Annotated in this window: 22 protein-coding genes; 8 read left to right on the forward strand and 14 right to left on the reverse strand. The window is 73.3% G+C overall.

All coding sequences use genetic code 11. The annotated features are described in order from the left end of the window. Positions 1 to 50: 50 nt before the first annotated feature. Positions 51 to 1106, forward strand: coding sequence for a GlxA family transcriptional regulator (locus DVA86_RS05825; RefSeq protein WP_425470765.1), 1056 nt, complete (start codon positions 51 to 53; stop codon positions 1104 to 1106). Here DVA86_RS05825 and DVA86_RS05830 read toward each other — a convergent pair. Next, positions 1090 to 2457, reverse strand: a complete 1368-nt coding sequence (locus DVA86_RS05830; RefSeq protein WP_208884416.1) for an MFS transporter — start codon at positions 2455 to 2457, stop codon at positions 1090 to 1092. The two genes, DVA86_RS05825 and DVA86_RS05830, sit on opposite strands and share 17 nt — an antisense overlap. A gap of 19 nt (positions 2458 to 2476) precedes the next feature. Here DVA86_RS05830 and DVA86_RS05835 point away from each other — a divergent pair, with 19 nt between their 5' ends. Then, positions 2477 to 3523 (forward strand): GlxA family transcriptional regulator, encoded by a 1047-nt coding sequence (locus DVA86_RS05835; RefSeq protein ID WP_245996360.1) that lies wholly within the window; start codon positions 2477 to 2479, stop codon positions 3521 to 3523. A gap of 429 nt (positions 3524 to 3952) precedes the next feature. Here DVA86_RS05835 and DVA86_RS05840 read toward each other — a convergent pair whose 3' ends face one another. Both DVA86_RS05840 and DVA86_RS05845 read right to left on the reverse strand, forming a co-directional pair. Next, complete coding sequence (locus DVA86_RS05840) at positions 3953 to 4363, reverse strand: ATP-binding protein (protein WP_208876345.1); 411 nt, start codon at positions 4361 to 4363, stop codon at positions 3953 to 3955. 469 nt (positions 4364 to 4832) lie between these two features. After that, positions 4833 to 5219, reverse strand: a complete 387-nt coding sequence (locus DVA86_RS05845; RefSeq protein WP_208876347.1) for an STAS domain-containing protein — start codon at positions 5217 to 5219, stop codon at positions 4833 to 4835. Between the two features lie 376 nt (positions 5220 to 5595). On the opposite strand from DVA86_RS05845, the gene DVA86_RS05850 reads away from it, so the two are divergent. Next, complete coding sequence (locus DVA86_RS05850; RefSeq protein ID WP_208876349.1) at positions 5596 to 6174, forward strand: sigma-70 family RNA polymerase sigma factor; 579 nt, start codon at positions 5596 to 5598, stop codon at positions 6172 to 6174. Next, entirely contained in the window at positions 6171 to 7739 is a 1569-nt protein-coding gene (locus DVA86_RS05855) for a hypothetical protein (protein ID WP_245996361.1), read from the forward strand. Before DVA86_RS05850 ends, DVA86_RS05855 begins: the two co-directional genes overlap by 4 nt. Positions 7740 to 7775: 36 nt before the next feature. Here DVA86_RS05855 and DVA86_RS05860 read toward each other — a convergent pair whose 3' ends face one another. Then, positions 7776 to 8459 carry a response regulator gene (locus DVA86_RS05860; RefSeq protein ID WP_281279269.1) on the reverse strand — a complete coding sequence of 228 codons (684 nt, stop codon included), beginning with the start codon at positions 8457 to 8459 and terminating at the stop codon, positions 7776 to 7778. Beyond that, positions 8456 to 9721, reverse strand: a complete 1266-nt coding sequence (locus tag DVA86_RS05865) for a sensor histidine kinase (RefSeq protein ID WP_208876350.1) — start codon at positions 9719 to 9721, stop codon at positions 8456 to 8458. Before DVA86_RS05865 ends, DVA86_RS05860 begins: the two co-directional genes overlap by 4 nt. Positions 9722 to 9864: 143 nt before the next feature. On the opposite strand from DVA86_RS05865, the gene DVA86_RS05870 reads away from it, so the two are divergent. Continuing rightward, a complete protein-coding gene (locus DVA86_RS05870) occupies positions 9865 to 10794 on the forward strand; it encodes a hypothetical protein (RefSeq protein WP_208876351.1) in 930 nt (309 codons plus the stop codon). On the opposite strand, the gene purU is transcribed toward DVA86_RS05870, so the two are convergent. Both purU and DVA86_RS05880 read right to left on the reverse strand, forming a co-directional pair. Continuing rightward, positions 10787 to 11686, reverse strand: a complete 900-nt coding sequence (gene purU / locus DVA86_RS05875) for a formyltetrahydrofolate deformylase (RefSeq protein WP_208876353.1) — start codon at positions 11684 to 11686, stop codon at positions 10787 to 10789. The genes DVA86_RS05870 and purU overlap by 8 nt on opposite strands. A 130-nt stretch (positions 11687 to 11816) precedes the next feature. Further along, positions 11817 to 12314: an SCO4402 family protein gene (locus tag DVA86_RS05880; RefSeq protein WP_208876354.1), complete on the reverse strand. Its 498-nt coding sequence runs from the start codon at positions 12312 to 12314 to the stop codon at positions 11817 to 11819. A 123-nt stretch (positions 12315 to 12437) separates the two neighbouring features. Between DVA86_RS05880 and DVA86_RS05885 the strand changes: the two genes are divergently transcribed. Continuing rightward, on the forward strand, positions 12438 to 13748 hold the full coding sequence (locus DVA86_RS05885) for an ABC transporter substrate-binding protein (RefSeq protein ID WP_208876356.1): 1311 nt from the start codon (positions 12438 to 12440) through the stop codon (positions 13746 to 13748). A 181-nt stretch (positions 13749 to 13929) separates the two neighbouring features. Here DVA86_RS05885 and DVA86_RS05890 read toward each other — a convergent pair whose 3' ends face one another. Together DVA86_RS05890 and DVA86_RS05895 are read right to left on the reverse strand one after the other, a co-directional pair. Then, on the reverse strand, positions 13930 to 16203 hold the full coding sequence (locus DVA86_RS05890) for a hypothetical protein (RefSeq protein ID WP_208876357.1): 2274 nt from the start codon (positions 16201 to 16203) through the stop codon (positions 13930 to 13932). Positions 16204 to 16412: 209 nt separating this feature from the next. Further along, positions 16413 to 17804, reverse strand: coding sequence for an NsdA family TPR-like regulatory protein (locus DVA86_RS05895; RefSeq protein ID WP_208876358.1), 1392 nt, complete (start codon positions 17802 to 17804; stop codon positions 16413 to 16415). Between the two features lie 241 nt (positions 17805 to 18045). Here DVA86_RS05895 and DVA86_RS05900 point away from each other — a divergent pair, with 241 nt between their 5' ends. Continuing rightward, positions 18046 to 18891 carry a bifunctional DNA primase/polymerase gene (locus DVA86_RS05900; RefSeq protein ID WP_245996362.1) on the forward strand — a complete coding sequence of 282 codons (846 nt, stop codon included), beginning with the start codon at positions 18046 to 18048 and terminating at the stop codon, positions 18889 to 18891. Between the two features lie 327 nt (positions 18892 to 19218). Here DVA86_RS05900 and DVA86_RS05905 read toward each other — a convergent pair whose 3' ends face one another. From DVA86_RS05905 to DVA86_RS05920, 4 genes are all read right to left on the reverse strand, one after another. After that, a complete protein-coding gene (locus tag DVA86_RS05905) occupies positions 19219 to 20835 on the reverse strand; it encodes a transporter (RefSeq protein WP_208884421.1) in 1617 nt (538 codons plus the stop codon). A 131-nt stretch (positions 20836 to 20966) separates the two neighbouring features. Beyond that, a complete protein-coding gene (locus DVA86_RS05910; RefSeq protein ID WP_208884423.1) occupies positions 20967 to 21746 on the reverse strand; it encodes an ABC transporter ATP-binding protein in 780 nt (259 codons plus the stop codon). 482 nt (positions 21747 to 22228) lie between these two features. After that, complete coding sequence (locus DVA86_RS05915; protein ID WP_208876359.1) at positions 22229 to 23152, reverse strand: alpha/beta fold hydrolase; 924 nt, start codon at positions 23150 to 23152, stop codon at positions 22229 to 22231. A gap of 595 nt (positions 23153 to 23747) precedes the next feature. After that, on the reverse strand, positions 23748 to 24443 hold the full coding sequence (locus DVA86_RS05920; protein ID WP_208876360.1) for an iron-dependent transcriptional repressor DtxR: 696 nt from the start codon (positions 24441 to 24443) through the stop codon (positions 23748 to 23750). A gap of 186 nt (positions 24444 to 24629) precedes the next feature. On the opposite strand from DVA86_RS05920, the gene DVA86_RS05925 reads away from it, so the two are divergent. Further along, positions 24630 to 25385 carry an SIS domain-containing protein gene (locus DVA86_RS05925; protein WP_208876361.1) on the forward strand — a complete coding sequence of 252 codons (756 nt, stop codon included), beginning with the start codon at positions 24630 to 24632 and terminating at the stop codon, positions 25383 to 25385. Positions 25386 to 25450: 65 nt separating this feature from the next. Here the strand turns inward: DVA86_RS05925 and DVA86_RS05930 are convergent, their stop codons facing one another. After that, complete coding sequence (locus DVA86_RS05930) at positions 25451 to 26479, reverse strand: helix-turn-helix transcriptional regulator (protein ID WP_208876362.1); 1029 nt, start codon at positions 26477 to 26479, stop codon at positions 25451 to 25453. Positions 26480 to 26603 lie beyond the last annotated feature (124 nt).

The following is a 26603-nucleotide window of genomic DNA, read 5'->3' on the forward strand; positions in this document are numbered from 1 at the left end:
CCCCGTCCGCGAACAGTGGCCAGATGGACCAGGTGTGAAAGAATATGGCCATGAACGATGGCCCTCCGCACGGGAAGCCCCACCGCGTCGCCGTCCTCGTACGGGACGGGGTGCTGCCGCTGGAGCTGGGGCTGGTGCACCAGATGTTCGGCGGGGCCGCCGTGCCCGCGGGGGCGCCGGGCGCGGGCGAGCCGCTGTACGAGGTGGTGACCTGCACGCTCGAGCCGGGTGAGATCCGTACGGACGCCGATTTCCCGATCCGTGTGGACCGCGGCCCGGAGGCGCTCGCGCAGGCGGGCACCGTGATCGTGCCGGCCTCGCACGAGGCGGACGAGACGGAGAGCGAGGGGCGCCTCGGGGCAAGGCTGGCGGACGCGTTCGCCCGCGTACGCCCCGGGACCCGTATCGCGTCGATCTGTACGGGCGCGTTCGTGCTGGCCGCCGCGGGGCTGCTGGACGGGCGGCGCGCGACGACGCACTGGAAGTCGGCGGCCCGGTTCCGGGAGCTGTATCCGGCGGTGCGGCTCGACCCGGACGTGCTGTACACCGACGAGGGCGACGTCCTCACCTCCGCCGGAGAGGTCGCGGGCATCGACCTGTGCCTGCACATGATCCGGTGCGACCACGGCGCCGCCGTCGCGAACGACGTGGCCCGCTCGACGGTCGTACCGCCGCACCGGGACGGCGGGCAGGCGCAGTTCATCCCGCGGCCCGTGCCGGAGCCCGCGCGGCGGGCGTCCACGGGGGCGGCGCGGGCGTGGGCGCTGGAGCATCTGGACCGGCCGGTGACACTCCGGGAGCTGGCGCAGAGGGAGTCGATGAGTGTACGGACGTTCACTCGGCGCTTCCGTGAGGAGGTCGGTCTCACTCCCCTGCGGTGGCTGAACCAGCAGCGCATCGAGCGCGCCCGGCAGCTGCTGGAGGAGACGGATCTCCCGGTGGACCGGGTGGCGGCGGACGCGGGTTTCGGTACGGGCGCGTCGCTGCGGCAGCACATGCAGGCGGCGCTCGGCGTCTCGCCGAGCGCCTACCGTACGACGTTCCGCGGCCCGGCCGCGCTCCCTGCGGCCCTGACCGGTACGGGCGAGGTCACGCCGCCTTCGTGACGGCCGGACGGCGCCGGATGACGAGCGCCATCAGCGCCGCCGTCGCGCACAGGGCGCCCGAGGCGACCCACACCACGTCGTACGAGCCGGTCGCGTCCCGTGTGACACCGGCCAGGAACGCGACGAGCGAGGCGCCCGCCTGGTGCGAGGCGAGGACCCAGCCGAAGACGATCGCGCCGTCGGCGCCGAAGTGCTCGCGGCACAGGGCGATGGTCGGGGGCACGGTGGCGACCCAGTCGAGGCCGTAGAAGACGATGAAGAAGAGCATCGACGGGTGCACGTCGTTCGCGAACAGCAGCGGCAGGAAGAGCAGCGAGACGCCGCGCAGCGCGTAGTAGACGGCGAGCAGCCGGCGGGCGTCGAAGCGGTCCGTGAACCAGCCGGAGGCGACCGTTCCGACCAGGTCGAAGACGCCGATGACGGCGAGCAGCGACGCAGCGGTCGGCACGGCCATCCCGTGGTCGTGCGCGGCGGGTACGAAGTGGACGCCGACCAGGCCGTTCGTGCTGGCGCCGCATATCGCGAAGGTGCCCGCGAGCAGCCAGAAGACCTTGGTGCGGGCCGCCGAGAACAGCGCCCCGAGCGCGCGCCGCCCGGCGCCCGCGGGGTGCTCGGCGGGGGTGACATAGTCGTCTCCGGCGCCGTACGGGCGCAGCCCGACGTCCTCCGGGCGGTCCCGCAGCAGCCACACCACGAGCGGTACGACGGCGAGTGCCGCGCCGCACACGACCAGGGAGGCCGTACGCCAGCCGGGGCCCTCCACGAGGAGCGCGACCAGCGGCAGGAACACCAGCTGGCCCGCGGCGCCGCCCGCCGTGAGCACGCCGGTGACCAGGCCGCGGCGCTGCACGAACCAGCGGTTGGTGACGGTCGCTGCGAACGCGAGCGCCATCGAGCCGCTGCCGAGCCCGACCAGGACGCCCCAGCACAGGAACAGCTGCCAGGGCGAGGACATGAACACGGTGAGCCCGCTGCCTCCGGCGATCAGCAGGAGGGCGCAGGCGACGACCCTGCGGATGCCGTAGCGCTCCATCAGGGCGGACGCGAAGGGGGCGGTGAGCCCGTACAGCAGGACGTTGACGGAGACGGCGCCCGAGACGGTGCCGCTGGACCAGCCGAACTCGTCCTTCAGCGGGTCGATGAAGACGCTCGGCGTCGCGCGGAAGCCCGCGGCGCCGACGAGCGCGACGAACGACACGACCGCGACCCACCAGGCGCGGTGGATGCGCGGCGGGCGGCGGCCGCCCTTGGCGGGGACGGCGGTTGCGGAGGGCGGCTGGGGAGGGAGCGTCTGCGTCACGCGTTCACCCTCGCCGGGGTGTCCGCACCGTACGAGTGGCCCGGAGGCCATCATGTGCGAGGATCGGGCCATGAGCGTTTTCCCGCATCCGGAACGCCACCGCGTCGCCGTCCTCGTCCGGCACGGCCTGCTGCCGATCGAGCTCGGCATCCCGCACCGGCTGCTGGGCGGTGCCCGCGACGCGGCGGGCGAGCTGCTGTACTCCGTCGTCACCTGCTCCCCGACGCCCGGCGCGATCCGTACGGACGCCGATTTCACCGTCAACGTGGAGCACGGTCCGGAGGCGCTGGCCGAGGCTGACACGGTGATCGTCCCGGCGTCGCACGAGCCCGACGAACCGTTCACGAAGGGCGGCCTCGGCCCACAACTGGCCGCCGCGCTCGCGCTCGTACGGCCCGGCGCGCGTATCGCCTCGATCTGCACCGGAGCCTTCGTACTGGCCGCGGCCGGACTGCTGGACGGGCGGCGCGCGACGACGCACTGGTCGTCCTGCGAGCGGCTGCAGAAGCTGTTCCCGGAGGTACGGGTCGACCCGGACGTCCTCTACGTCGCGGACGGGCCGATCCTCACGTCCGCCGGCGTCGCCTCCGGAATCGACCTCTGTCTGCACATCGTGCGCGAGGACTTCGGCGCGGCCGTCGCCAACTCGGTGGCGCGCCGTACGGTCGTGCCGCCCCACCGGGACGGCGGGCAGGCGCAGTTCATCGAACGCCCGGTGCCCGAGCCGGGCATCTCCGGTACGGGCGCGGCGCGCGCCTGGGCACTGCGGCATCTGGACCGGCCGCTGACGCTGCGGGAGTTGGCGCAGAGGGAGTCGATGAGTGTACGGACGTTCACTCGGCGCTTCCGTGAGGAGGTCGGCGTGAGCCCGCAGCAGTGGCTCACGCAGCAGCGCGTGGAGCGGGCGCGGCACTTGCTGGAGAGCAGCGACCTGCCGGTGGACCGGGTGGCGGCGGAGGCGGGCTTCGGGTCGGCGTCGGCGCTGCGGATGCATCTGCAGACGGCGCTGGGGGTCTCACCGAGCGCGTACCGGCGGACGTTCCGTACGGCGGGCGCCACGGCGGCGGACCCCACGGCGGACGGTGACGCGAACGGCGCGGCGGAGAGGGCTGCCTGAGGCGTACGGGGCCGGCATACGGTCGCGCGCGTACCCACCGGGCGCGTCGCGCGCACGGACCTGGCGCACGTGCCGCGTGTACGGGTCGGGTCGGGTGGCGGCGCGCTCGTACGCACCCCGAGCACGGCACGGCGGACCGCCACCCGGCCCCGGCGTCAGACCCTGCCTCGGGAGAGGCTGGCGCCGGCCGGCGACCCGTACTCGCCAAGGCGTCACACGACCCTCGACGTCCCCTCGCAACGAATCGCTGCACCCAAGGGTGATGAATCGGACACAGCACGTCAACACCTGGTCTGGACTTGGTGGATCTCTCCGCGTCAGCGCGGGGTCACCGGGAGGTCACCCGGGGCTCACCGGGAGCTCACCGGAGTCATACGGGCGCATACGGCGCGTACGGCGTGCACGGCCCTCAAGCAGCACCTGCCGCCGTCATCCTTCGGTCGCGGGCCCCAGTTCGCACCAGATGCGCTTGCCGCCGCTCTCCCGGTGCCAGCCCCAGCGGTCCGCGAGCCCGGAGACGAGCTCCAGGCCCCGCCCGTTGGTGTCGTCGCCCTCGGCCTGCCGCGGCCGGGGCGTACGGCTGCTGGAGTCGGCGACCTCCACCCGTACGGCACCGGCGCCCTCGGCGTGCTGGTGCGGCAGGAGCATGCGCAGGACGGCCGGGCACCCGGTGTGCACCACCGCGTTCGTGACGAGTTCGGAGATCAGCAGCACCACCGTCTCGGCCAGCGGCTCGTCCTGCCCGATCCCGCATCCGGCCAGCCTGGACCGCGCCCAGCGGCGGGCACGGCCGACCTCCATCGGATCGGCACGGATCTCCAAGACCTGCAGCACCTGCACCCCTTACACCACCTGGACACATGGAAGTATCACCTTGCGTATCCGCACAATCACGGAACGCGAACCCGGCCGAGAACAGTGTGATCGCCGCAGCATCCCGCCAACAAGAGCTTCGGGCATATTCCAGCGCACAGGAGGGGGCTTGCCGCATACTGCACTGCCGCCGTCACCGGGGGTCATACGGCACCGCGGACACTCGCTTCCCGCTCAGCGCGCGACTGAACATCTCGCACGCCTCGGAGCGTACCCGATATCCCGGAAAGTGCCGCATGGGGAGATTGGGAGGGGATTCGCCGCACACGTAAGGCCGGAAGGCGACTACGGACAGCCACAAGAAGCCGTCATTACGGGGCGATTCAGGACATCGCGCGGTGGGCATCGGGGATCGGGGTCGGGGCTCAGGCGTCGAGGATCACGCGGCGGACGGCGCGTCCGCGGCGGGCGGGCGGGCGGCGTCAAGCGCCGCGCCTCAGGCGGAGAGCGGGCCCGCGGCGGCGCTGCGGCCGGTGCCGGTCGCGGCGTTGAGGTCCGGGTAGCAGTCGAAGAGCCGGCGCACACCGAGCGCCGCGAGCACGCGGTTGACGTGCGAACCGTCCTCCGCCCCGCGGGCCGGGAGGATCAGCCGCAACTGCCCCGCGCACGACCGCATCAGCCGGCGCGACGCGATCAGGACACCCACACCGCTCGAGTCGCAGAAGAGCACTTCGGACAGGTCCAGCACCAGGCTGCGCCGTCCGTCCGCCACCGCGTCATGGACGTGCTGCCGTACGGCGGGCGAAGTGACCAGGTCCATTTCGCCCGACACGCGCAGGACCGCCCACTCCCCCCGCTCCTCCTCGCACACTTTCAACGACACGTGTCCCCATTCCCTTTCGCTCACCGAGTTCGCCACCGGGCGGGTCCCCGACCACCCTGCCGGAAGTGATCCTTCCTTGGCTCGGCTGCCCTCCCGGCCACGGTCAAAACTGTTCGCGTGCCCCCGACCCTATGCCGCGCTCGACCCCTTCTTCCTTTTGGTTCCGATCAGAACCGCATAACTGGAAGGCATATTCCCCGTACGCACCGATACCAAAGATCCGCGGAAACCAGCATAAAGTGACGGGATCAGCACCATCAGCAATCTTCGTACGGCGCACATTGCCGCAAAGGGGCGTACGTTGTCAGCCCCTCGCACTACATTCGGGGGTGGAGACGGGGTGACGTGACGTGGTCGCTATGGGGAGCGGAGCCGTATGGCACAGGACACACCACCACGCTGGGACCGGAAGATGCAGCAGCGGCTGGCACGCGGCGAGGCCGCGGCGCTGAGCGAGCTCTACGACCGGTTCGCCCCTCTCGTGCACAGTCTCGCGCACCGCGTGCTCGACGACGACGAGGCGGCCGACAGCACCACGCGCGACGTGTTCGCGCACGTCTGGGAGCACCCGGACGCGTACGATCCCCGCCGCGGGCCGCTGCGTTCGTGGATCGCCGCGCTCACCCAGGAGCGCGCCGCCGGCAGGCTGCGGAAGCAGCAGCGCGACGGGTCGCCCGAGCAGATCGAGGAGAAGGTGCGGACGGCGTCCGCCGCGGCCCGCGCCGACTACATCGTGACGTCCATGCCCGCCTCGCTGCGCGCCGCCCTGGAGTTGGCCTACTTCCAGCGCCGTGACTACCGTCAGACGGCCGAACGGCTCGGCGTCACCGAGGACGAGGCCCGCCGGCGGCTGCGGCTCGGGCTGCAGCTGCTCTCCTCCGCCACCACGCGCGCGCTGCCCGCCGCGCCACCGGGAGCGCCCCGCGTACCGCCGGGCGTCGGGCGGGCGCAGTGAGCGGCCGCGACGAGCCGCCCGGGAGCGACGGCGACCCGGACGGCGGCCAGGGCCCGCACGGGTCCGCCAACGGACCGGACAACGGCGGTTGCGGCCGCAACGGGCAGGACGGCACCGCACGCGCGCCGCGTATACCCCCGCCGCGCAGGGCCGCCGAGGACGGCGAGTGGCCGGTGGAGCCGGACGCACAGGAGGCCCAACCGTCCCCGCACCCACGGCCCGAGCCGTCCGAGCACCCCGGACGCCCCGAGGAGCCGGACGCCGAGCCGCGTACGGAGTCCCGTACGGACGCGCCTGCGGACCCGCCTGCGGAATCCCGTACGGACCCGCGTACGGAACCGCGTACGGAGCAGCCCGTCTACGACCACGGCCTGCTCAAGTCACTGCTCGGCGCCTGGGCGCTTGCCGCCTGCTCCGCCGAGGAGACCTCCGTTCTCGAGTCGCACCTCACCGACTGCGCCGCCTGCGCGGACGAGGCGCTGCGGCTGCGCGACGCGGTCGGGCTGCTGCACCCCGAGGACAGCCTCGACCTGGACCCGATGCTGCGTTCCCGGGTGCTGAACGGCTGCCTGGGCCGCCGTCCGGCCCGGGTGCCGATCCCGGAGTGGGCGGCACCGTACGACGCCGAGACCGCCCGGCTCGAAGCGCTGCTGCACGACATGGCCGAGGCGGAGTGGCGTGCGCCGGTGCGGCTGCGGTGGTTCGACGGCAGGGCGAGCGCCGTACGGGAGACGACGGTGGCCGGGGTGATCGGCCATCTGCTCGCCGTGGACGGGATGGTGGCCGTCGCGCTGGGGCTGCCGGACCCGCTGGCCGCGCTCCCGCTGCCGGAGGCGGCGGGCCCGGCGGCGCGTACGGAGGCGCTGTGGCGCGCGGGCCGGCTGCCCGACCCGCTCCCGGGTTCCGGCGCCGAGCCGGGCGCGGACACCCGCGCGGGTCCGCGCGCCGGACCCGGTACGGGCCTCGCCGCGGGCCCCGGCACGGCACCGGCGGCGGGCGCGGTCCGCGACCAATGGCGCGGCCAGGGCCACTCCCTGCTCCGTACGGTCTCCTTCGCGGGCCGCGGAGTGGCCGAACTCGACGTGTCGTACCAGGACTTCACCCTCCCGGTGAAGGACGCCTTCCTGGAGCGCGCCTTCGAGTGCTGGGTGCACGCCGGGGACATCGCGGAGGCGGTGGACTATCCGTACGAGCCGCCCGCGGCGCCGCATCTCAACCTCATGGTCGACCTCGCCGCACGCCAGCTGCCCGGCACCATCGCGCACCGCCGCCGCGCGGGGCTCGCGGCGCCGGCCCGGCGGCTGTCGGCGGTCGGTGCGCCGGGCCGCACCCTGCACCTGGAGGTCGAGGGTGCGGGCGGCGGCCACTGGTACATCCCGCTGGACTCGCCGGGCACCGCCGCGACACCGGAGGCCGCGGTGGCGCATGTGGCGCTGGACGGCGCGGAGTTCTGCCAGCTGGCGGCGGGACACGTACCGCCGCAGGAGGCGGCCGCCGGGCAGGACGGCGACCGTGAGGCCATCCGCGACGTGCTCTACGCGGCGGCCTCGCTGTCCCGGCTGTGAGCGGCACCGCCCGGCCGAACCACCGTGCGGGGCCACTCAGTCGAGCAGCCCCGCGCGGTGCGCGAGGATGGCCGCCTGCACGCGGTTGGTGAGGGCGAGCTTCGTGAGGATGCGGCTGACGTGCGTCTTCACCGTGGACTCGCTCATGTACAGGCTTGCGGCGATATCGGTGTTGGAGAGCCCGCCGCCCACCGCGACCAGCACTTCGCGCTCCTTCCCGGTGAGCACGCGGAGGCGGTTCTCGGCCTCCGTACGGCGGCGCCGTACGTCCGTGTCCGTGAAGTGGTGCAGCAGCCGCCGGGTCACCTTCGGGGACAGCATCGCGTCGCCGGACGCGGCACTGCGTACGGCGGTGAGCATGTCCGCCGCGGGCGCGTCCTTCAGCAGGAAGCCGACGGCGCCGTGCAGCAGGGCGGTGCGTACGTACTCGTCCAGGTCGAACGTGGTGAGCACGACGACCTTCGGCGGCCGGTCGAGGGCGCCGAGCCGCTGGGTCGCGGTCAGCCCGTCGGCGCGCGGCATGCGGATGTCCATCAGGACGACGTCCGGGCGCAGGTCGCGGGCCAGCCGTACGGCCTCGTCGCCGTCGGACGCCTCGCCCGCGACGGAGATGTCGCCGGCCGACTCCATGATGGTGCGCAGCATGGTGCGGACCATCCACTCGTCATCGACGATCAGTACGCGCACCGGGTCGTCGGGACGGTGCCCGGCACCGCTCACCGCACCTCCTCCGGGACGGGATCGCGGGCCGGGAGCGGCACTTCGGCGCGTACCTCGAAGCCGCCGTCGGCGGTCGGCTCGGCCGTCAGCTCGCCGCCGACGAGCCGTATCCGTTCGACGACGCCGAGCAGCCCGTACCGCCCGCTGGGCAGTCCCGGGCCGAGGCCGTGCCGACCGGGCCCGTTGGCAACCGTGAGACAGAGCATGCGCGGAGTGTGCCGCACCTCCACCCGGGTCTGAGCGCCGTCCGCGTGTTTGTGCACGTTCGTGAGCGCTTCCTGAACGACGCGGTAGACGGCGTGCTCCACGAGAGCCGACGGCACCGCACCGGGGCCGCCGGTCCGCTCCAGCGTGACGGGGACGCCCAGCCGCCGGGACGACGCCACCAGCTCGTCCAGGTCGGCGAGGCCGGGCTGCGGTACGAGCGGTGCCTCCGTGTCCCCGTCGGCGCGCAACACCTCCACCAGGGAACGGAGTTCCCCCAGCGCCTCCCGCCCGATCGTGCCGATCCGCCGGCTGATGGTGGTGGCGTCCTGCCCGTGCGCCGCCTCGAGCGCGGTCGCGTGCAGCACCATCAGCGACACGCGGTGGGTGACGACGTCGTGCATGTCCCGGGCGATCTGGGCGCGTTCGTCGCTGCGCGCCTGCTGGATGCGCTGCCGCTGCTCGCGTTCGGCGCGTTCGGCCCGCTCGCGCATTCGGCCGACCAGCTCGCGGCGGGTGCCGATGTACAGGCCGAACAGCGCGGGCGCCACGCAGATCGCCAGCGTCAGCGGACCGACGGCGTCGGCGCCGCCGTACCGCCAGATCGGGTAGCCCACCACCAGCACGCTGCCGGCGGTGCCGAGCGCCGCGGTGCGCCAGGACGTGGTGCGTTCGGCGAGCGTGTACTGGGCGCACATCACCACCACGTACGCCGGCACGAGCACGTACGCGACCAGCGCGGCCGCGAGGAACAGCGCGGGCGCGCGCCGCCGCCACCACGCCACGGCGCCCAGCAGCAGCCCGAGCGGGACGGTCAGCCACAGCGGCAGCGGCTCGGCGGTGTACGCGAACGAGACCGCGCCGGCGGACCGGTCGCTCCAGACCGTGAACCCGGTGACGACGAGTGCCACCGCGGCGTCGGTGAGCGGCGCGCGGTGCGCCCGTACGCGCCGTACGCCCCGCAGGCCCCGTACGCCGCTGGGGCCCGCGCCGGTGCCAGGATCCGCGCCGGTGCCGGGGCCCGCGCCGGTGCTCTCTGTGCGTGCGGTGACCCTCATGGCACGCCACGCTAGCCAGGGCGCGCGGCACGGGACATCGGCGGAAAGTGCCAGACGGACCCCGAGAACCCCCGCCTTTCCACCGACCCGCACGGCCCGTGCGGCCGATGCCGCGGGGGTGCGCCGGAACGGACGCTGAGCGCATGACTCACCGTGCGCAGCAACTCCCGCAGTTCGCATTCGCCGTGTTCACCGCCCTGTCGGGGCTGCTGATCCTGCTCAGGAAGGACCACCCGTACCCGGTCTTCCAGCTCACCGGAGTGGCCGGTTCCGCGCTGGGCGTCCTCGTGGTGACGTACTGCGCGTGGGCGCTCGGCCGCCCTCGTACGGCGGAGAGAACGCGGCGGACGCTGATCCTCTTCCATCTGGCCTTCATCCCGGCGCAGTTCCTGTTCTCCTTCGGCGGCGGCCCGCAGCTCCTCGCCGGGATGGCGTTCTCCGCCGTGCTCGTCACGCGGCTCAGGCCGCGCTTCCCGCAGCTGTCACGGCGTGCCCGGCGGGCCTGGCTCACCCTGCACGTCGGCGTCAGCGTCGGCTGGCTGGGGCTGTCGACGGCCATGGCGACGCTGGCCGCGACCGGCGCCCTGTCGGACGGCCACGCCGTGCGGCACGGCGCGTACGAGATCATGCACATCTTCGATCTGACGGTCGTCATCCCGAGCATGGCGCTCGCCGTCATCTCCGGCCTGGTGGTGTCCCTCGGAACGCAGTGGGGGCTGGTCAAGCACTGGTGGGTGCTGCTCAAGTTCGTCATCTCGCTGACGATTCCCGTGATCGCGACCGTGCAGAGCAGCTGGATCGAGCAGCTCATCGAGCGCACCAGGGACCCGGCCGCCGAACCGGGCGGCGTCGGGCTCACGCTGGTGCTCTGCATGTGCTGCTACGCCGCGCTGCTCTGGACCGCCGTCATCCTGTCCGTGCTCAAGCCGCTGGGCCGGACCCGCTGGGGGCGCCGGGAGCTCGCGGCACGGCGGCGCGCGGGCGCACGCGCCGGAGGTGACGGGGGCGGTGGCGGTGGCGGTGGCGGTGTCGGTGACGGCGAACCGGCTGCGGCCCCGGTGCGCGTCAGGTGAAGACGACGGTGCGGTGCCCGTTCAGCAGCACGCGGTGCTCGCTGTGCCACTTCACCGCGCGGGCCAGGGCCCGGCACTCGACGTCGCGGCCGACCGCGACGAGCTGCTCGGGCGTGACGTCGTGCGAGACCCGTTCGACCTCCTGCTCGATGATCGGGCCCTCGTCGAGGTCGGCCGTCACGTAGTGCGCCGTCGCGCCGATCAGCTTGACGCCGCGCGCGTGCGCCTGGTGGTACGGCTTCGCGCCCTTGAAGCTCGGCAGGAACGAGTGGTGGATGTTGATGATTCGGCCCGACAGGGCCTTGCACAGGTCGTCCGAGAGCACCTGCATGTAGCGCGCCAGGACGACCAGCTCGACGTCCTCGTCCTCGACCAGCCGCAGCAGCCGCGCCTCCGCCTCCGGCTTGGTGTCCGGAGTGACGGGAATGTGCCGGAACGGGACGCCGTACGACGCGGCCAGCTCCGCGAAGTCGGTGTGGTTCGACACGACGGCCGCGATCTCGACCGGGAGCGCGCCGATCCGGGACCGGAACAGCAGGTCGTTGAGGCAGTGCCCGAACTTGCTGACCATCAGCACCACCCGCATCCGGTCGCCCGCGCGGTGCAGCTGCCAGTCCATCCGGAACGAGTCACCGACGGCGGCGAAGCTGGCCCGCAGCCTGTCGAGCGTGAGGTGCTCCGGCGTCCCCTCCGCCTGCCCGGGGGCCGGCGCCGTCGCGCCGCCCGCGCTGAAGTGCACGCGCATGAAGAACAGACCGGTGTCACGGTCCCCGAACTGCTGGCTGTCCTCGATGTTGCACCCGGTCATGAACAGGTAGCTGGACACCGCGTGCACAATGCCCTGCTTGTCCGGACACGAGAGGGTAAGGACGTACTCTTCCGGGTCGCTCATGCTCCCAGCCTGGCATACGGAATGCCATGCTCCTGTTCCGCCCGCCACCGGTCGCACCACTGGCGACTCCACCCGCGGCGCCATCCGAGGCGCCACCCGCCGCGCCAACGGCCGTCGGAGCGCACTACGGTCAGATCGCCCGCAGCGAGAGGGCCAGCGCGTCGAGCGAACGCGGCGGCTGGTCCGGGTCCTCCGCGTCGTTCACCGCGAGCCGTACGTGCGCGTCGCGCGCCGCCCGTACGGCCTCCGGCCAGCCGTGGTGCTCCATGTACGTGGCGACCGGCGCGTCCGCGCCCACCTGGTGCATGATGCGCAGCACGCGCAGCACCGCGGTGTCCACCAGGGCCGCCTCCTGGGAGTCCCGGAAGATCGTCCCGACGTACTTCTCGGCCGACCAGCTGTCCAGCCAGGTGTCCTCGACCAGCCGGTAGACGGCGTCGGTCACATCCCCGTAGCCGGGCACGCCCGCCGCCCAGCACTCCTGCTGGAAGACGGGATCGGAGAGCATGTGCAGCGCCGAGCGCACATTGCTGCGCCAGCGCCACCAAGGCATGTCATTGACGGGCATGCCGTCCATGGTGGTGGACCGACGCCCACGGCGGGAAGGGTTCTCCGAAGCTCGCTGCATGGTGCTCGACCATACGTTCCCCGGCTCGCCCACCGACCGGCCCCCCGCAATTCACCTGTGTGTCATCGAACGTTGGCTGGACATCACTTCGCAGTTACGGCCGGCGGGGCATCGTACATGCACATGACTGCTCGGCGCCGCTCTCCCAAGGCCACCGTCCTCGCCGCCGCCGCTTCGGTCGTGTGCGTCTCCCTCCTCGGCGGCTGCGGCATCCTGCCCGGCGAGGCGAAGGCCGGCAACGACCCCATCACCGTGATGACATGGGCCCCCGAGGGCACCAAAGCGACCAATATGCCCGGAATGCCCGCGATGGCCCAAGCGTACGCCCGCTGGGTCAACGCCGACGGCGGCATCAACGGCCGCCGCCTCGAGGTCATCACCTGCAACGACCACAACGAGTCCGTCAGCGCCGCCCGCTGCGCCGCGCGCGCCGTCAAGGAGAACGTCGTCGCGGTCGTCGGATCGTACAGCCAGTACGGGCGGTCCTTCATGTCCCCGCTGGAAGGCGCGGGAATCCCCTACATCGGCGGATACGGCCTCACCGACGAGGAGTTCACCAGCCCGCTGTCGTACCCGGTCAACGGCGGCCTACCCGCCCTCGTCGCGGGCAACGGCCGCCAGCTCGCGGCCGGCGAGTGCGGCCGCGTCTCCCTCGTACGGCCCGACACCGCCGCGGGCGACCAGCTGCCCAACCTCCTCAACGCGGGCCTGCGGGACGGCGGCGCGGCCGGAGCGGCACCCGCCGTCGACGTACGGGCGCCGGAGGACGCCACGTCCTACCGGCGCTCGGCCCAGCAGGCCTTGGAGAGCGCCGCGGAGTACGACGGCACGACGGGCGGCAGCCGGGCCTGCGTCACGGCGGTCCTCGGCGGGCGTACGGACACCTTCTTCGACTCGTTCCGCCGGCTCCCGGACGAGGACCCGTCGATACGCACCGCGTCCGTGCTCGGCAGCGTCCGCCAGTCGCTCATCGACCGCACGGGCGGCACGGACAGCCCGCTGGAGGGCGCGTACGCCACGGGCTGGTACCCGGCGGCGAGCGACAAGCGGTGGGACCCGATGAAGAACGTCGTGCGCGAGCACGCGTTCGGCGACAACCGCATCGACACGGACGACCCCGGCGTGCAGACGACCTGGATCGCGTACACGGCCCTGCGCGCGGCGCTCCGGTCGATGGACGACGACTCCGCGGTCACCACGGAGTCCGTCCGCGACGCGCTCGACGAGGGCGACGCGATCGAGACGGGCGGCCTGACGCCGCGCCTGCGCTGGCACTACGAAGACCTGCTGGCGGCACACGACTTCCCGCGGATCGTGAACACGAGCGTGACGTACCAGCGGGTGCGGGAGGGGCGCGTGGTGCCGGTACGGGACGGTTTCGTGGACGTCGAGAAGACCCTGGAGGGCGGCGCCTCCACCCCTTCGGAGGCGTAACGGGCCCCGTAGCGACCGCCCCGTTGGGCAGGCAAGGCCAGCCAAATCAAGCCCGTCCGGCGTTTGAGGACGGCCCTCGGCCACGACGGCGGCACGCTGAACCACGGCCCGGTGGCCCACCAGCTGTGGTGACCGCCCCGGCCCGTTCTCAAGTGACGGACGGCTTGGGTGGCGGCCGAGTTCAGAGCTGCGTGATCTCCCGCTTGCTCAAGCCGTACTTCGCGGCGGTCGGATTCCACAGCCCGGCCGCCTCCTTCTTCGCCGCCGTCGCCTCGCCACTCGCCCGGTTGCCCGCCCCGTGCTGGCTCGTCGAGCGGGCCTTGCCCTTCGGGCAGCCCTTCTTGCCTGCGACCTGGCCGGCCCACGCCGCGTACGCCGAGTCGGCCTTGGCGGAGGCCTTCCAGGCGCGGGTGAGGGCGGAGTTGAGCGCCTGGCTGTTCGGGATCTCACCGGTTTCCAGCTTGCCGAGGCTGGTGACGAGCCCGTTGCGCTGCTTGGCGGCGGCACGCAGATCCGTGGCGGCCTTGCCGAGCTTCTTGCAGGACTTGATGCTCTGTACCGCGTTGATCACCGACGTACGGCTGTTGTTGCTGCTCTCCAGCAGCTTGTCGAGCGCCTTGGCCTGCTTCTCGGCCGGGTCGGGCGGCGCGGACGTCTTGTCGTCCGCCTTGCCCTCACCGGCGGCGGGCGTGGTCGAGTCCTTCTTGTCGTCCGAGTCGCCGCCGCCCACGCTGAGCACGGCTCCGACGGTCAGGCCGATGACGGCGACGACCGCGACGCCGATGAGCACGGCGGGCGAGATACGGCCACGGCCGCGGTCCCGTTCGGCGGTCCGCCGCGCGGCACGCCCCTGGGGCGGCTGGTCGTACGGCTGGTCGTACGGGCCCGGTTCGTAGCCGCCACCACCGGCGCCGCCCTGCTGGTGTGCGGCCTGTTCGAAGAGCGGCAGGCTCTGCGTGGAGCCGGGGTCGTTGGGACCGGGCGCCCCCTGGCCGCCCGCGGGTTCGGCGCGGAACAGGCTGTCGAACTCGGCGAGCGGCTGACGTTCGCCGGGAGTCCCCGGCCGTATGCCGTACGGGGCGGACGGGGGCGGCGGCCCGGCCGCGGCCACGTGGCCGGGCTGGCCGGGCTGGCCGGGCTGGCCGGGCTGGCCGGCGGACGGTCCGGACTCGGGCGGCAGCGGCGTACTGAGCATCGCGGTGGCGTTCGGATCGTCCGTGACGCCGCCGGGGCCGGACGGGGCGCCGCCCTGGGCGTGGAGCGTCTGCGTCGCGTCGGAGTAGCCGTGCGGGGCACCGCCCGGCGGGAAGCCGGGCGGCGGAGAACCGGGCGGCGGGCCGGGGTCGGCGAACGGCGGTATGAGCTGGGTGGATTCGGCATCCGGATTGCCACCCGCGCCGTGCGGCGCACCCATCGCGCCGGGGCCGCCCAAAGCTCCGGCACCGGCACCGGCACCTGCCTCGGCCCCACCGCCTTCGGGCCTCCCGTGGCGCGGACCCGCGTGGCGGCCGCCGCCGGAACGGCCGGTCGCGTTCGGCTGGCCGGAGGGCTGGGCGGGCGGCTGGGCAGAGGGCTGGACCGGGGGCAGCATCTGCGTCGGCTCGGCGGGATCGCTCCCGCCGACGGCGGGCGGCATCGGCTGCCCCCCGGGTATGTGCGGCATGGGCAGCCCGTCCCCGCCGCCGCCCGGCATGGTGGGCTGCGGCCAGCCTTCCTGCGCGCCGGCGCCGTGGCCGAAGCCGTGGCCGTTACCGGCAGCCGCACCGTTCACGGGCGGCAACGCCCCGGCGGACTGCGGTGGGAGCATCTGGGTGGACTCGGAGTCACCGGCGACGGGCGGCAGTTGTCCGGCCTGCCCCGACCTCTCCAACTGCCCCTGCGGGCCGGCGGGCCCCAGCTGGCCGAACTGCTGTGTCGGCGCCGGCCACCCGTCGTTCTGAGCGCCCTGGCCGCCCTGACCGCCGCCCTGCGGAGCCGGCGCGTACGCGGGCGCGGGCGGGTGTTCAGGCGCGGGCGCGGGCGGGTGCCCGGCCGGTGGCTGACCGTTCGCCGGGGGCATGGCACCAGGCGGCGGCCCGGCGGGCCCGGCGGACCCGCCCGGTATGCCCGGCGGCATCGGCGGCGGCCCCGCCGGAGGCGGCGGCAGCGCGCCCGCCCCGGAACCGGCTGCCGTACCGCCACCCGTACCGGCCTCCGGCAAGGCGCCGGGCAGAGCCCCGGGCCCGGGGCCCGGTCCGCCCTCCGGCTCCCGCTCGGACGCCCCGGAGCCCCCGGAGCCCCCGGACTCCGTGTCCGGACCCCACGGCTGTCCCCACGGCTGGCCCTGCGCCGGCTGCGGCGCGGACGCCTGCTGCTGCCGCTGCTGTTCGGGAGTCCACGGCTCACCGTTCGCAGGCAGCACGACACCCTCGTACGGGGGCTCGTCGCCCTGTCCGTGTCCGCTGTGCGTTGTCACCGGGACTCCTCGATCGCGTGTCGCCTGACTGCCGATTCGGCGGACTGCCGACCGGCCGACTGCCATATCGGCGGACTGCCGAAATCGACGGCTCACGCTACCGGGTCGCTCGGACTGTCGACCACGCCCCTGATCGGGGGACCGCAGACCTTCACGTCATTCCGGTACCTAATCCCGTAAACCCCCCGTTATGTCACTCCCCTCCTTCGCTACGCCACCGCGTCCAGTTCCAGCCGGGCGGCGAACTCGCGGACGACCGGCACCTTCGCGTACGGCTCCAGCCGCTGCTGGAAGTCGTCCAGATACTCCGCGCCACGGTCCGAACGCAGTTCGGTGAGAATTTCCGCCGCCTTTGTCCCTGTATGGCAGGCGTGCTCGACCTCACCCTGCTCCAACTGCCCCTCCGCGAGCAGGAAGAGCCCGATGGCCCGGCGCCGCGCGCGCCCCTCCGGGTGGCCTGCCAGCGCCTCCTCCGCGCGCTCGACCGTGCCCTCCGACTGGTTCAGGTCGCGGTGGCAGTGGGCCAGTTCGTCCGCAAGATAGGCGCGGTCGAAGTGTGAGATCCACACAGGATCGTCACCGGATTCCCCTTCTCCCTCCGCACGTTCCAGTGCCGACAGTGCTTGTTCGGAGGCCCCTCGGCAGGCCCGCGCATCGCTCATCAGGGCGTGCCCGCGCGCCTCGGCGGCGTGGAACATCGCCTGCGCGCGGGGGGTCACCTGCCCGCGCGCGCCCTCCTGGGCGGCGCGTGCGAGCTGGGTGATCTCGCGCGGGTTGCCGAGCGCGGCGGCGAGGTGGCTCATGCTCGCGGCGAGCACGTAGCCCCCGTACGCGCGGTCCCCGGCGGCGTGTGCCAGCCGCAGCGCCTGGATGTAGTAACGCTGTGCGAGGCCCGGCTGCCCGGTGTCGACGGCCATGTAACCGGCCAGTTCGGTGAGTTGGGCGACCGCCGAGAACAGGTCGCGGCCGACCGACTCCCGGTACGACCCGGCCAGCAGGCCGGACACCACACTGTTCAGGTAGTGCACGACGACCGGCCGTACGTGCCCGCTGCCGTGCCGGTGGTCCAGCTCCGCGAGCGCGCGGGTCATGGACCGTACGGCGGCGACGTCCGCCGCCCCCACGCGCGGGCCGTTCGTACGGGCGACCTGTTCGTCCTGGCTGGTGATCAGCCAGTCGCGGCTCGGTTCCACGAGCGCGGTCGCGGCGACCGTGGAGCCGGTGAGGAAGTCGCGTCGCCCTATGTCGCTCCGCCACAGCTCGCAGACCTGCTCGACGGCACCCGCCACCGTGGGCGCGAACTGGAGGCCGACACCGGAGGCGAGGTTCTTGCCGTTCGCCATGCCGATCTCGTCGAGGGTGACCGTACGGTCGAGCTTCCGGCCCAGCGCCTCGGCGATGATGGCGGGGGCCCGGCCGCGCGGCTGCTGTCCGCGCAGCCAGCGGGCCACCGATGTCTTGTCGTAGCGGAAGTCCAGCCCGTGTTCGGCACCGCACAGGTTGACCCTGCGGGCGAGCCCGGCGTTGGAACAGCCGGCTTCCTGGATGAGTGCTTGCAGCCGTTCGTTCGGCTGCCTTGCGACCAGCGGCCTCGCGGCCATGCGATTTCCCCTTCTGCTGAAGGCACTTGAATGATCACTGCCCTGGCCGATCACTGCCCACCGCATATGTCAAGAATTCCGGCAGTACGCGGCGCAATACACCGGAGGGGGACTACCCGCTCACGACCACCCCTCCCTGCGCGCGCCCCCGCGCATGCACCCGTGCGCCCCAAATGCGGGAACGTTGCTGCTGATCGGGGCCCTTCCACGCCGTAACCCCGACTGAAAAGCAGGAGTTGTGATGAACGTGGAAAACGCCATCGGAGTCACCTCCTCCGCCCCCGCCTCGCCCGCGATCTCGTCTGCGACCTCAGCCTCGACCTCTTCCGGCACCTCTTCCGGGACCGGCGCGCCCCGGTCCTCCGGCGGGTCCCGCGCCGGTACGGCCCGTGCCGAAGCGTCCCGTACCGGCTCGTCCCGAGGGGGCGTACCGGCCCCGCGCTCCCCGCGCCCCCGCCGGCACACCGAAGCGCCCCTCGACCACGCGGTGCGCTACGCGGAGGAACGGCGCTGGGACGTGTTCCCCGGCACCTGGCTGGACACCACGGGCGGCGTGCCGCGGTGCAGCTGCGGCGACACGGGCTGCGCGTCCCCCGGCGCACACCCGGCGGGCCCCGGCTGGGCGGGCGAGGCGACGGGCAGTGTGACGGCGGTACGGCGTCTCTGGTCGAAGGAGCCGCGGGCGGCCGTACTGCTGCCGACTGGGCGTACGTTCGACGCGATCGATGTGCCGGAGACCGCGGGCTGCCTCGCGCTGGCCCGTATGGAACGCCTGGTCACCCCGCCCGGACCGGTCATCGGCAGCCCGGACGGGCGGATGCTGTTCCTCGTACAGCCGGGCGCCGCGGCGAAGGTGCCCGAGCTGGTACGGCGGCTGGGCTGGTCGCCCGGCACGCTGAACCTGCTCGTACGCGGCGAGGGCGAGTGGGTGGCGGCGCCGCCGACCCGGCTGGGCACGCGCGGCGCGGTGCAGTGGGCTTGCGGGCCCAGCTCGGTGAACCGCTGGCTCCCGGACGCGGAGGCGCTCGCGCCGGCGCTCTCGTACGCGTGCGGCCACGCGGCGACGCACCGACGCGGCCAAGCCTGAGGGGCGGCGCCCCTCAGCCACGGATTGGCGTCGCGCTGGAGTGAGCCTCAACCAATCCAGCCCGTCCGGCGTTTGAGGACGGCCCTCGGCCACGGCGGCGGGGACGCCGACCCAGCACGCGATCCACGTCACGGGCGAAGTGCGGCCGATGCCCAGGCCGGGCTTCGTCCTCAAACGCCGGACGGGCTGAATTGCGTGCGGCGCGCTCGAGGACGCCCCCCAACCACGGCAGTGGGGGTGCCGACCCCGCACACCGTCCACGTCGCAGGCCAAGTGCGGCCAGCGCACCACATCCAGCACCCGTCCGAGCCGGACAGGTTCGAAGACTCAGCCGCGGCTGACCGCCGCCAGAATCTCCGGCAGCCGGTCCGCCGTCCGCGGTGCCACGAGTCTCAGGACCAGGGCGCACACGCCCGCCCCGTACGCCGCCCCCAGCGGCAGTACGACCCACAGCGCGCCGTGTGCGCCCGACATGTGCAGCCAGACCGTGACGGCCAGCAGCGGCGCGCAGGCGACGGCGCCCGCCAGCATTCCGCCGAAGATGCTGAGGTACGCCAGCGAGCCCTGCCCCGGCGCGACGTTCTTGCCGCTGTCCTGCGGTATCGAGTACGCGAAGTACGTCGACGAGTACACCCCGGTGGCCAGCAGCACGCCGAGCAGTCCGAGGGACAGCCCGAGCACCTCCGGCAGTACGGACCAGCTGCCCAGCAGCAGTACGGAGACCACCGAGACCGTGGTCACGTACGGGACGGCGACCAGCGCTATCGCGAGCATCCGCCCGCGCAGTTCGACGTACGCGTCGCGCGGTGAGGCGACCGTCGAGGCCACCAGCCAGAAGCCGGAGTGGTCCTGCCCGAACTGGTTGTACATCAGGATGCCGAGCATGCCCGCCGCCCAGCAGGCGTTGTACGCGCTGCCGTTGCCCTGCACCGCGAAGACGACCGGCAGGAGGACGCCGATGCCCAGCGACGAGGCCCAGCCGACCTTCGTCTTGGGGTCGCGCCAGGCGTAGCGCAGGGTGCGTACGATCACCGCGCCCGTACGGCCCCCGGGAAGCAGCGCCGCGAGACCGCGCCGCCCGGAGCCGGAGCCCGAGCCGCCGCGCGCCGCCGCGTCCGGCCCGGCGGCCGACTGCAACGTGGACGCGTCCGGCGAGATCATCAGCCGGTGCAGGCTCCGCTGCCACCACCACAGCGTGCCCGCCAGCGCGGCGCAGGAGAGCGCGAACTGCGCCAGCGCCAGGGCGTACGCGCCGTCGCTCACGGCTCGTACGGCGCCCACGGCGGCCGCGGGCGGGAGCCAGCGCAGTACCTCGGCGGCCGGTTCGAGCACGGACAGGCCGTCGGGCTCGGAGAGCTTCTGGACGCCCAGGTTGACCACTTGCGCGCCGATCGCGATCAACAGGCCGCTGAGCAGCGCCAGATCGCGGCCGCGGCGGCTGGTCAGCAGCCGTACGTTGGCGGTCGCGACGGCGCGCGCCAGCGCGACGCACGTGAGCAGCGCGAGCGGGAGCGCGAGCACCGCGACGGCCGCCGCTGCCGCGCCGTGCGCGACGGCGATCACCGCGCCCAGCAGCAGCGTCAGCGTGAACACGGGCGCGATGCCCACCAGCGACGCGCTGAGCAGCGCGACGACCAGCCGGCGCGGGCGCAGCGGGAGCATCGCCAGCCGCGTGGGGTCGAGCGTCTCGTCGCCGCCCGAGAAGAACAGCGGCATCACCGCCCAGCCCAGCGCCAGCAGCGCGGTGAGCGGGACGACGACGGCCTCGGCGTACTCGTTGCCGCGCAGCAGGACCAGCCCCAACAGCTGGAAGGCGGCGACGAGGACGGCCAGCACGATGGAGGTGACGAACGCGGCGGTACGGCCGGTGGACTGGCGCAGCCCGTTGCGCAGCAGCGACAGCTTCAGCCGTACGAAGACGGAGAGCAGCGTGGAGGACGACACGGAGGGAACGGCGGAGGCGGGTTCGTACGCGGACTGGCGGCCGCCGCTCGGGTCGTCGCCCGAGGCGCCGCCGGGCGGCGCGGTGTCGCGCGCGCCGCCGTCACGGGCCGTGGTGCGCGCGGGTACGGCGCTCACCGGGGCTCCCCGCCCAGCCAGTCGAGGCTGTCCCCGGCCGTGGCCGCCGCCCGCCCGCCGGCGCCGACCAGTTCCAGGAACGCCTCCTGCAGGGAGTCCGCACCGCCCCGTACGTCCGCCAGCGTGCCGTGCGCGCGGATCCTGCCGGTGGCGAGCACCGCGACCCAGTCGCACAGCGACTCGACCAGCTCCATGACGTGGCTGGAGAAGACGACGGTGGCGCCCGAACCGGTGTAGCGCTCCAGCACCCCGCGGATGGTCTGCGCGGACACCGGGTCGACGCCCTCGAACGGCTCGTCCAGGAACAGCACTTCGGGGTTGTGCAGCAGCGCGGTGGCCAGGCCTATCTTCTTGCGCATGCCCGTGGAGTAGTCGATCACGAGCTTGTGCTGCGCGGCGGACAGGTCGAGCACGTTCAGGAGCTGCGTCGTACGGCGCTCCACCTCGGTGTCGGGGAGGCCGCGCAGGGCGCCCATGTACGTGAGCAGCTCGCGGCCGGAGAGCCGTTCGAACAGGCGCAGGCCCTCAGGCAGCACGCCTATCCGGGACTTGACGGCCACCGGGTCCCGCCACACGTCGTGCCCGGCGATCCGTACGGTGCCGGAGTCGGGCCGCAGCAGGCCGGTGACCATGGACAGGGTCGTGGTCTTGCCGGCGCCGTTCGGGCCGACGAGGCCGACGAACTGGCCCGCGGGGATGTCGAGATCGATCCCGCCGACGGCGATCTGCTCGCCGAACTGCTTCCACAGGCCCTGGATACGGACGGCGGGCTCCAGCCCTTCCGGGTCCGGCCCGTCCGCCTCCGGTGCGTCCGTCTCCGGCCCGTCCGGGCTCGGTGCGGGCCGCCGGGGCGTACCGTCCGGGCGGCCGAAGCTGGGCACCGCGCCGTCCTTGCCGATGACCCCGCGGGGGGTCGCGGCGCCGCGGGGCGGTGCGGTGGTGCTGGTGGCGCCCGCGTCGCCCGTCGCCGTACGTGCCGTACGTGCCGTATCCGCGTCGTCGTCCTGGTCGCGTGCCATGCCGCTTGCGCCTTCCGCCGTCCCCGCTTGCCGCGCAGGGGCAGGCCGCGCCCCTCGCCGCGTCCACCATAGCCAGGGGCACGTCAGGCGACACCGCGCGAGGGCCCACGCGGGGGGCCGCCGCCCCGTCGGCCACGGCCTGGGGGCCGCCCCCGGGACCGCCGTTGCACTGCCGTGCCTGGTCCTCTGCCGCATTCCCCCGGCTGAGGGCCGTCCCCAACGCCGGACGGGCCGGAGGGTCAGGCCGCCGGAGGGAGCGTGGCCTGGAGGAAGGGTTCGATGACGCGGCGCCAGCCCTCCGGCTGGTCGTAGTGGATCAGGTGGCCGGCGTCCGGGACCTCGGCGTAGATACCTCGGGGCAGCACCCGCACCATCTCCTGTGCCTCCGCCCTCCCCAGCTCCCCGTCGATACCGCGCACGACAAGCGTCGGACACTGCACCTGGGCCAGCTCGTCCCAGTGCGCGTCGTGCACCCAGGTCTCCCGTGCCTTCAGCATCTGCTCCGGCGAGAACACCGGCCGCCAGCCGTCCGGCTCCTCCGACATCACCTCCGCGAAGAACTCGCCGCGCGACGGCCGTGGCCGCTCCAGCATCGGGTCGTCCTCGCCGAACCACTTGCGTACGTCCGCGAGCGTCGCGAACGGCACCGGCCAGGACTCGTACCAGGCCGCCCACTCCCGCTGCGACTGCTCGCCGAGCGCGGACGCCCGCATGTCGCAGATGACCAGGGCCTGCACCAGGTCCGGGCGTTTGGCGGCGAGTTGCCAGGCGGTCAGGGCGCCCATGGAGTGGCCGATCAGGGCGAGCGGGGCGAGGTCGAGCTGTTCGACAGCGGCCTCGGCGTCCGCGACGTACGCCTCCCGGTCGTAGCTGGCGTCCGCCGGCTTGTCGCTGCGGCCGTGGCCGCGCTGGTCGAGACCGACGGCGTGGTAGCGGGCAGAGAGCCAGCGGGCGGTGTCGGCCCAGTGCGCGGCACGGCCCATCAGTCCGTGCAGTAACAGCACTCCGTGGGGCTTGCGCGGCTGTCCCGTCGTCGCGCCGGCGGAGCGGTGATTCGGGCGATCCACGTGGACCGGCCCGTGATCACCCTTGGGCGGGTCGGCGAACTGCCACGCGGCGAGCCGGATTCCTTCCGGCCCCGTCACGTCGATACGTCGCACCATGCGTCCTGGCACCCCCATTCCGTCTGACCGCTGCGCAGATTATCGAACTTCTATTCGAACAAGTCGGGATTCCGACCAACACCCCTCGTTCGAGTGACCGCACTCCGGGGTTGGTCGACACCCCCGAGGGGAGACAGCTACCGGAGAGGGGGACCGGCCCTGAGAGCTCGGGGCTCCGGGCCGGTGCGGGGGGACATGGGGAGGCGGGGCTCCGGCAGCCGATGGCGCCGGAGCCCCACCTGCCGGTCTTCCTCCGGCTGTCCGCCGACCGCCTCACGGACCGCGTCATCGACGGCTCCCCTTCCGCCCGCTCCTCCGTGCGTAGCGACAGAGTGACACGATGCAGTCACAGCCGCTCGCATTCCGGCAACATAGGTACTGGTCGGGTCAGTTGGGAAGGAGCTGCACCGAAAGGGGTGCCGCCTCCGTCCCCGGTGGGACGTGTCGCTCGCCCCTGCCCCCCGTATCCCTCCCGTACGCCGATGGGCCGCCCGCCGGACTCCGGCCGGCCCCTACGCGCCCCCGCCCGTACACCCCCGTGCGCGTGCCGAGCGCCGTACGCCCCCGGCCGGCCGCACCCGCGGCCGGCCGCGCGTCAGCGCTTGGCCACGAAGACGTGCGCCGCGATGCCCGATTCCAGCTCCGCGGCCTCTCCGCTGCTGCCCACGTGCACGCCCCCGGCCGCACCCGGTGTCACGCTGACCACCGCGCCGGGCTGCACGCCGGCCCTGCGCAGCGTGTACATCAGCTGGGCGTCCGCCTGGATCGGCTCCCCGATGCGGCGCACCACGACGGTCTTGCCGTCCGCGCCAGGGCGCAGCTCGGACAGGCTGACCATGCCGTCGTCCAGGAACGGGTCCGCCTCCGCCTTCTCCCCCAGCTCCTCCAGCCCGGGGATCGGGTTGCCGTACGGCGACTCGCTCGGGTGCCGCAGCAGCTCGAGGACGCGGCGCTCGACCGCCTCGCTCATCACGTGCTCCCAGCGGCACGCCTCCGCGTGCACCTGCTCCCACTCCAGCCCGATCACGTCGACCAGCAGGCACTCGGCCAGCCGGTGCTTGCGCATCACGCGCGTCGCCAGCCGGCGGCCCTCGTCGGTGAGCTCCAGGTGCCGGTCTCCCGCGACGGTGACCAGGCCGTCCCGCTCCATGCGCGCGACCGTCTGGCTCACCGTCGGACCACTCTGGTCGAGACGCTCGGCGATACGGGCACGCATGGGCACCACACCCTCCTCCTCCAGCTCCAGGATGGTGCGGAGATACATCTCCGTGGTGTCGATCAGTCCGGACATGCGTGCCCCTCGTCAGTTCGTGCGATGGCCCTGGCTTCAATTCTGACGCATCGCACCGACAACCGTGCCGTTCCGGGCGGGTTGCCGTATTGACATTGCACTGGTCCAGACCTCACCGTGATCGCGGCAGAGGCCGCCGCACCTTGGCATGAGGCCGCCACACCCCGACCAGAGAGGCCGCGCTTCATGGGCGACAACGAGCTTGCGGCGGACTTCTTCGACGCCGCGATCGGTCTGTTGCAGCAGGTAAGAGACGCGGAGGCGGCGAACATCCGCGCCGCGGGCGAGCTGGTCGCCGACACCGTCGAACGGGGCGGGCGCCTCTTCGCCTTCGGCGCCGGGCACTCCGCGCTCCCCGCGCAGGACGTCGTCTACCGCGCGGGCGGACTCGCCGTGATGAATCTCCTGCCGGTGCCCGGACTGGTCGGCGTGGACGTACGGCCCGCCACGCTCGGCAGCGCGCTGGAGCGCGTCAACGGGCTGGCGGGCACGGTGCTCGACTCCAGCCCGGCCCGCTCCGGCGACGTGCTGATCGTCATCTCCCTGTCCGGCCGGAACGCGCTCCCTGTGGAGATGGGCCTCAACGCCCAGTCGCTCGGCCTGAAGGTGATCGGCGTGACCTCGGTGGCGTACGCGCACAGCACCACGTCGCGGCACTCCACGGGCACGTTCCTCAAGGACCACTGCGACGTGGTGCTGGACAGCCACATTCCGGTCGGTGACGCGGAGTTGACCGCGCCGGGCATTCCGGCGCCGTTCGCGCCCGCGTCGACAGTGGTCACCAGCGCGCTGATGCAGGCGGTGGTGGCCACCGCGGCGGGCGAGCTGTCCGCACGCGGCATCACGCCCCCTCTGCTGCGCTCCGGCAACGTGGACGGCGGACACGACTGGAACGACCGGATCATGACGGAGTACGCGGACCGGATCTTCTACCGCCACTAGCGGTCGCGCTCCGTACGGAGATCGCGTTCCCTACGGAGGCACATCCCGTACGGAGGCCGCGTTCCCTACGGAGGCACATCCCGTACGGACGCGTCCTCCCGTACGGCGTTCGTCGCGCGCGCGGCCAGGCGGCGGGTGGCGGCGGCCAGTTCGCCGGGTGCCTCTATGACGTACGGCACGCCCGCCGTCGCGACGGTGCCCGCGAGCCAGTCCCAGTCGTCCGGCCCCGTGACGTAGCGGCAGCGGTCCGGGCCCGCGGTGCGGAGCGTCCCCGTACGTGCCGTCAGGGTCCGCGCGACCGTCTCGACGGGGGCCAGGAACAGCACCGATCCGGCCTCCGCGCCCTCCCGTACGGCAGCGAACGCCCCTGTGCCGCCCGTATCCGGGAGCGGGCGCGGCACAAAGGTCGTGCCGGGGACGGCGACCGCGCGTATGCGGTCGAGCCGGAAGCTGCGCCAGCCGGCGCGGTCGAGGTCCCAGCCGAGCAGGTACCAGCGGCCTGCGAACAGCACCTGCCGGTACGGCTCGACGCGGCGCTCCCGTTCGGTGCCGTCGCGTCCGGTGTGCAGGAAGCGCACGTGCGAGTGGGCGTGCGCGGCCGAGGCGAGCTGCCCGAACGCGGCGAACGCACCGTCCGCACCGGGCCGCGGTGACGCCGCGGGGCCGTCCGCCGCCGCGGGGCCGTCCGCCACCCGCTCGGTCGCGGCGCGCACCGCCGCGATCCGCGGGCGCAGCCGGGCGGGCAGGATCTGTTCGATCTTGCGCAGCGCCACGGCCGCGGGCCCCGACTCGCTCTCCTCTCCGGCCCCGTCGTCCTCCCGCGCCGCGACGTGCCGCAGGCCGACCGCCGTCGCGACGGCCTCCTCGTACGACAGCATCAGCGGCGGCATGCCCTGTCCGGGCCGCAGGCGGTAGCTGCCGCCGGTGCCGCGCGAGGACTCGACGAGGTAGCCGAGCCCGCGGAGCCGGTCGATGTCGCGGCGGAGCGTGCGCTGCGCGACGCCGAGCGCGGCGGCGAGTTCGGGCCCGTTCCAGGAGCGCCGGGACTGGAGGAGCGACAGCAGCTCCAGCATGCGCGTGCTCGGGCTTCCCATCCGTTCAGCCTCGCACTTGCGGCCGGATTCCGGCCACAAGGGTCCGTACGGTCCGCAGTGGCACCCCGCCACAGGGGCGGCGGCACGGCAGCACGGACAGCACCGACAGCACGGAAGGAACATC

Origin of the sequence: Streptomyces armeniacus, from assembly GCF_003355155.1 — a bacterium.
GTDB lineage: Bacteria > Actinomycetota > Actinomycetes > Streptomycetales > Streptomycetaceae > Streptomyces > Streptomyces armeniacus.

Coding starts and splice junctions, on each gene's coding strand:
- DVA86_RS05915 (WP_208876359.1), bottom strand. CDS start 23,152: ATGGTGCGACGTATCGACGTGACGGGGCCGGAAGGAATCCGGCTCGCC.
- DVA86_RS05835 (WP_245996360.1), top strand. CDS start 2,477: ATGAGCGTTTTCCCGCATCCGGAACGCCACCGCGTCGCCGTCCTCGTC.
- DVA86_RS05930 (WP_208876362.1), bottom strand. CDS start 26,479: ATGGGAAGCCCGAGCACGCGCATGCTGGAGCTGCTGTCGCTCCTCCAG.
- DVA86_RS05825 (WP_425470765.1), top strand. CDS start 51: ATGAACGATGGCCCTCCGCACGGGAAGCCCCACCGCGTCGCCGTCCTC.
- DVA86_RS05880 (WP_208876354.1), bottom strand. CDS start 12,314: ATGCAGCGAGCTTCGGAGAACCCTTCCCGCCGTGGGCGTCGGTCCACC.
- DVA86_RS05870 (WP_208876351.1), top strand. CDS start 9,865: ATGACTCACCGTGCGCAGCAACTCCCGCAGTTCGCATTCGCCGTGTTC.
- DVA86_RS05850 (WP_208876349.1), top strand. CDS start 5,596: ATGGCACAGGACACACCACCACGCTGGGACCGGAAGATGCAGCAGCGG.
- DVA86_RS05885 (WP_208876356.1), top strand. CDS start 12,438: ATGACTGCTCGGCGCCGCTCTCCCAAGGCCACCGTCCTCGCCGCCGCC.
- DVA86_RS05895 (WP_208876358.1), bottom strand. CDS start 17,804: ATGGCCGCGAGGCCGCTGGTCGCAAGGCAGCCGAACGAACGGCTGCAA.
- DVA86_RS05830 (WP_208884416.1), bottom strand. CDS start 2,457: ATGGCCTCCGGGCCACTCGTACGGTGCGGACACCCCGGCGAGGGTGAA.
- DVA86_RS05925 (WP_208876361.1), top strand. CDS start 24,630: ATGGGCGACAACGAGCTTGCGGCGGACTTCTTCGACGCCGCGATCGGT.
- DVA86_RS05865 (WP_208876350.1), bottom strand. CDS start 9,721: ATGAGGGTCACCGCACGCACAGAGAGCACCGGCGCGGGCCCCGGCACC.
- DVA86_RS05900 (WP_245996362.1), top strand. CDS start 18,046: ATGAACGTGGAAAACGCCATCGGAGTCACCTCCTCCGCCCCCGCCTCG.
- purU (WP_208876353.1), bottom strand. CDS start 11,686: ATGAGCGACCCGGAAGAGTACGTCCTTACCCTCTCGTGTCCGGACAAG.
- DVA86_RS05920 (WP_208876360.1), bottom strand. CDS start 24,443: ATGTCCGGACTGATCGACACCACGGAGATGTATCTCCGCACCATCCTG.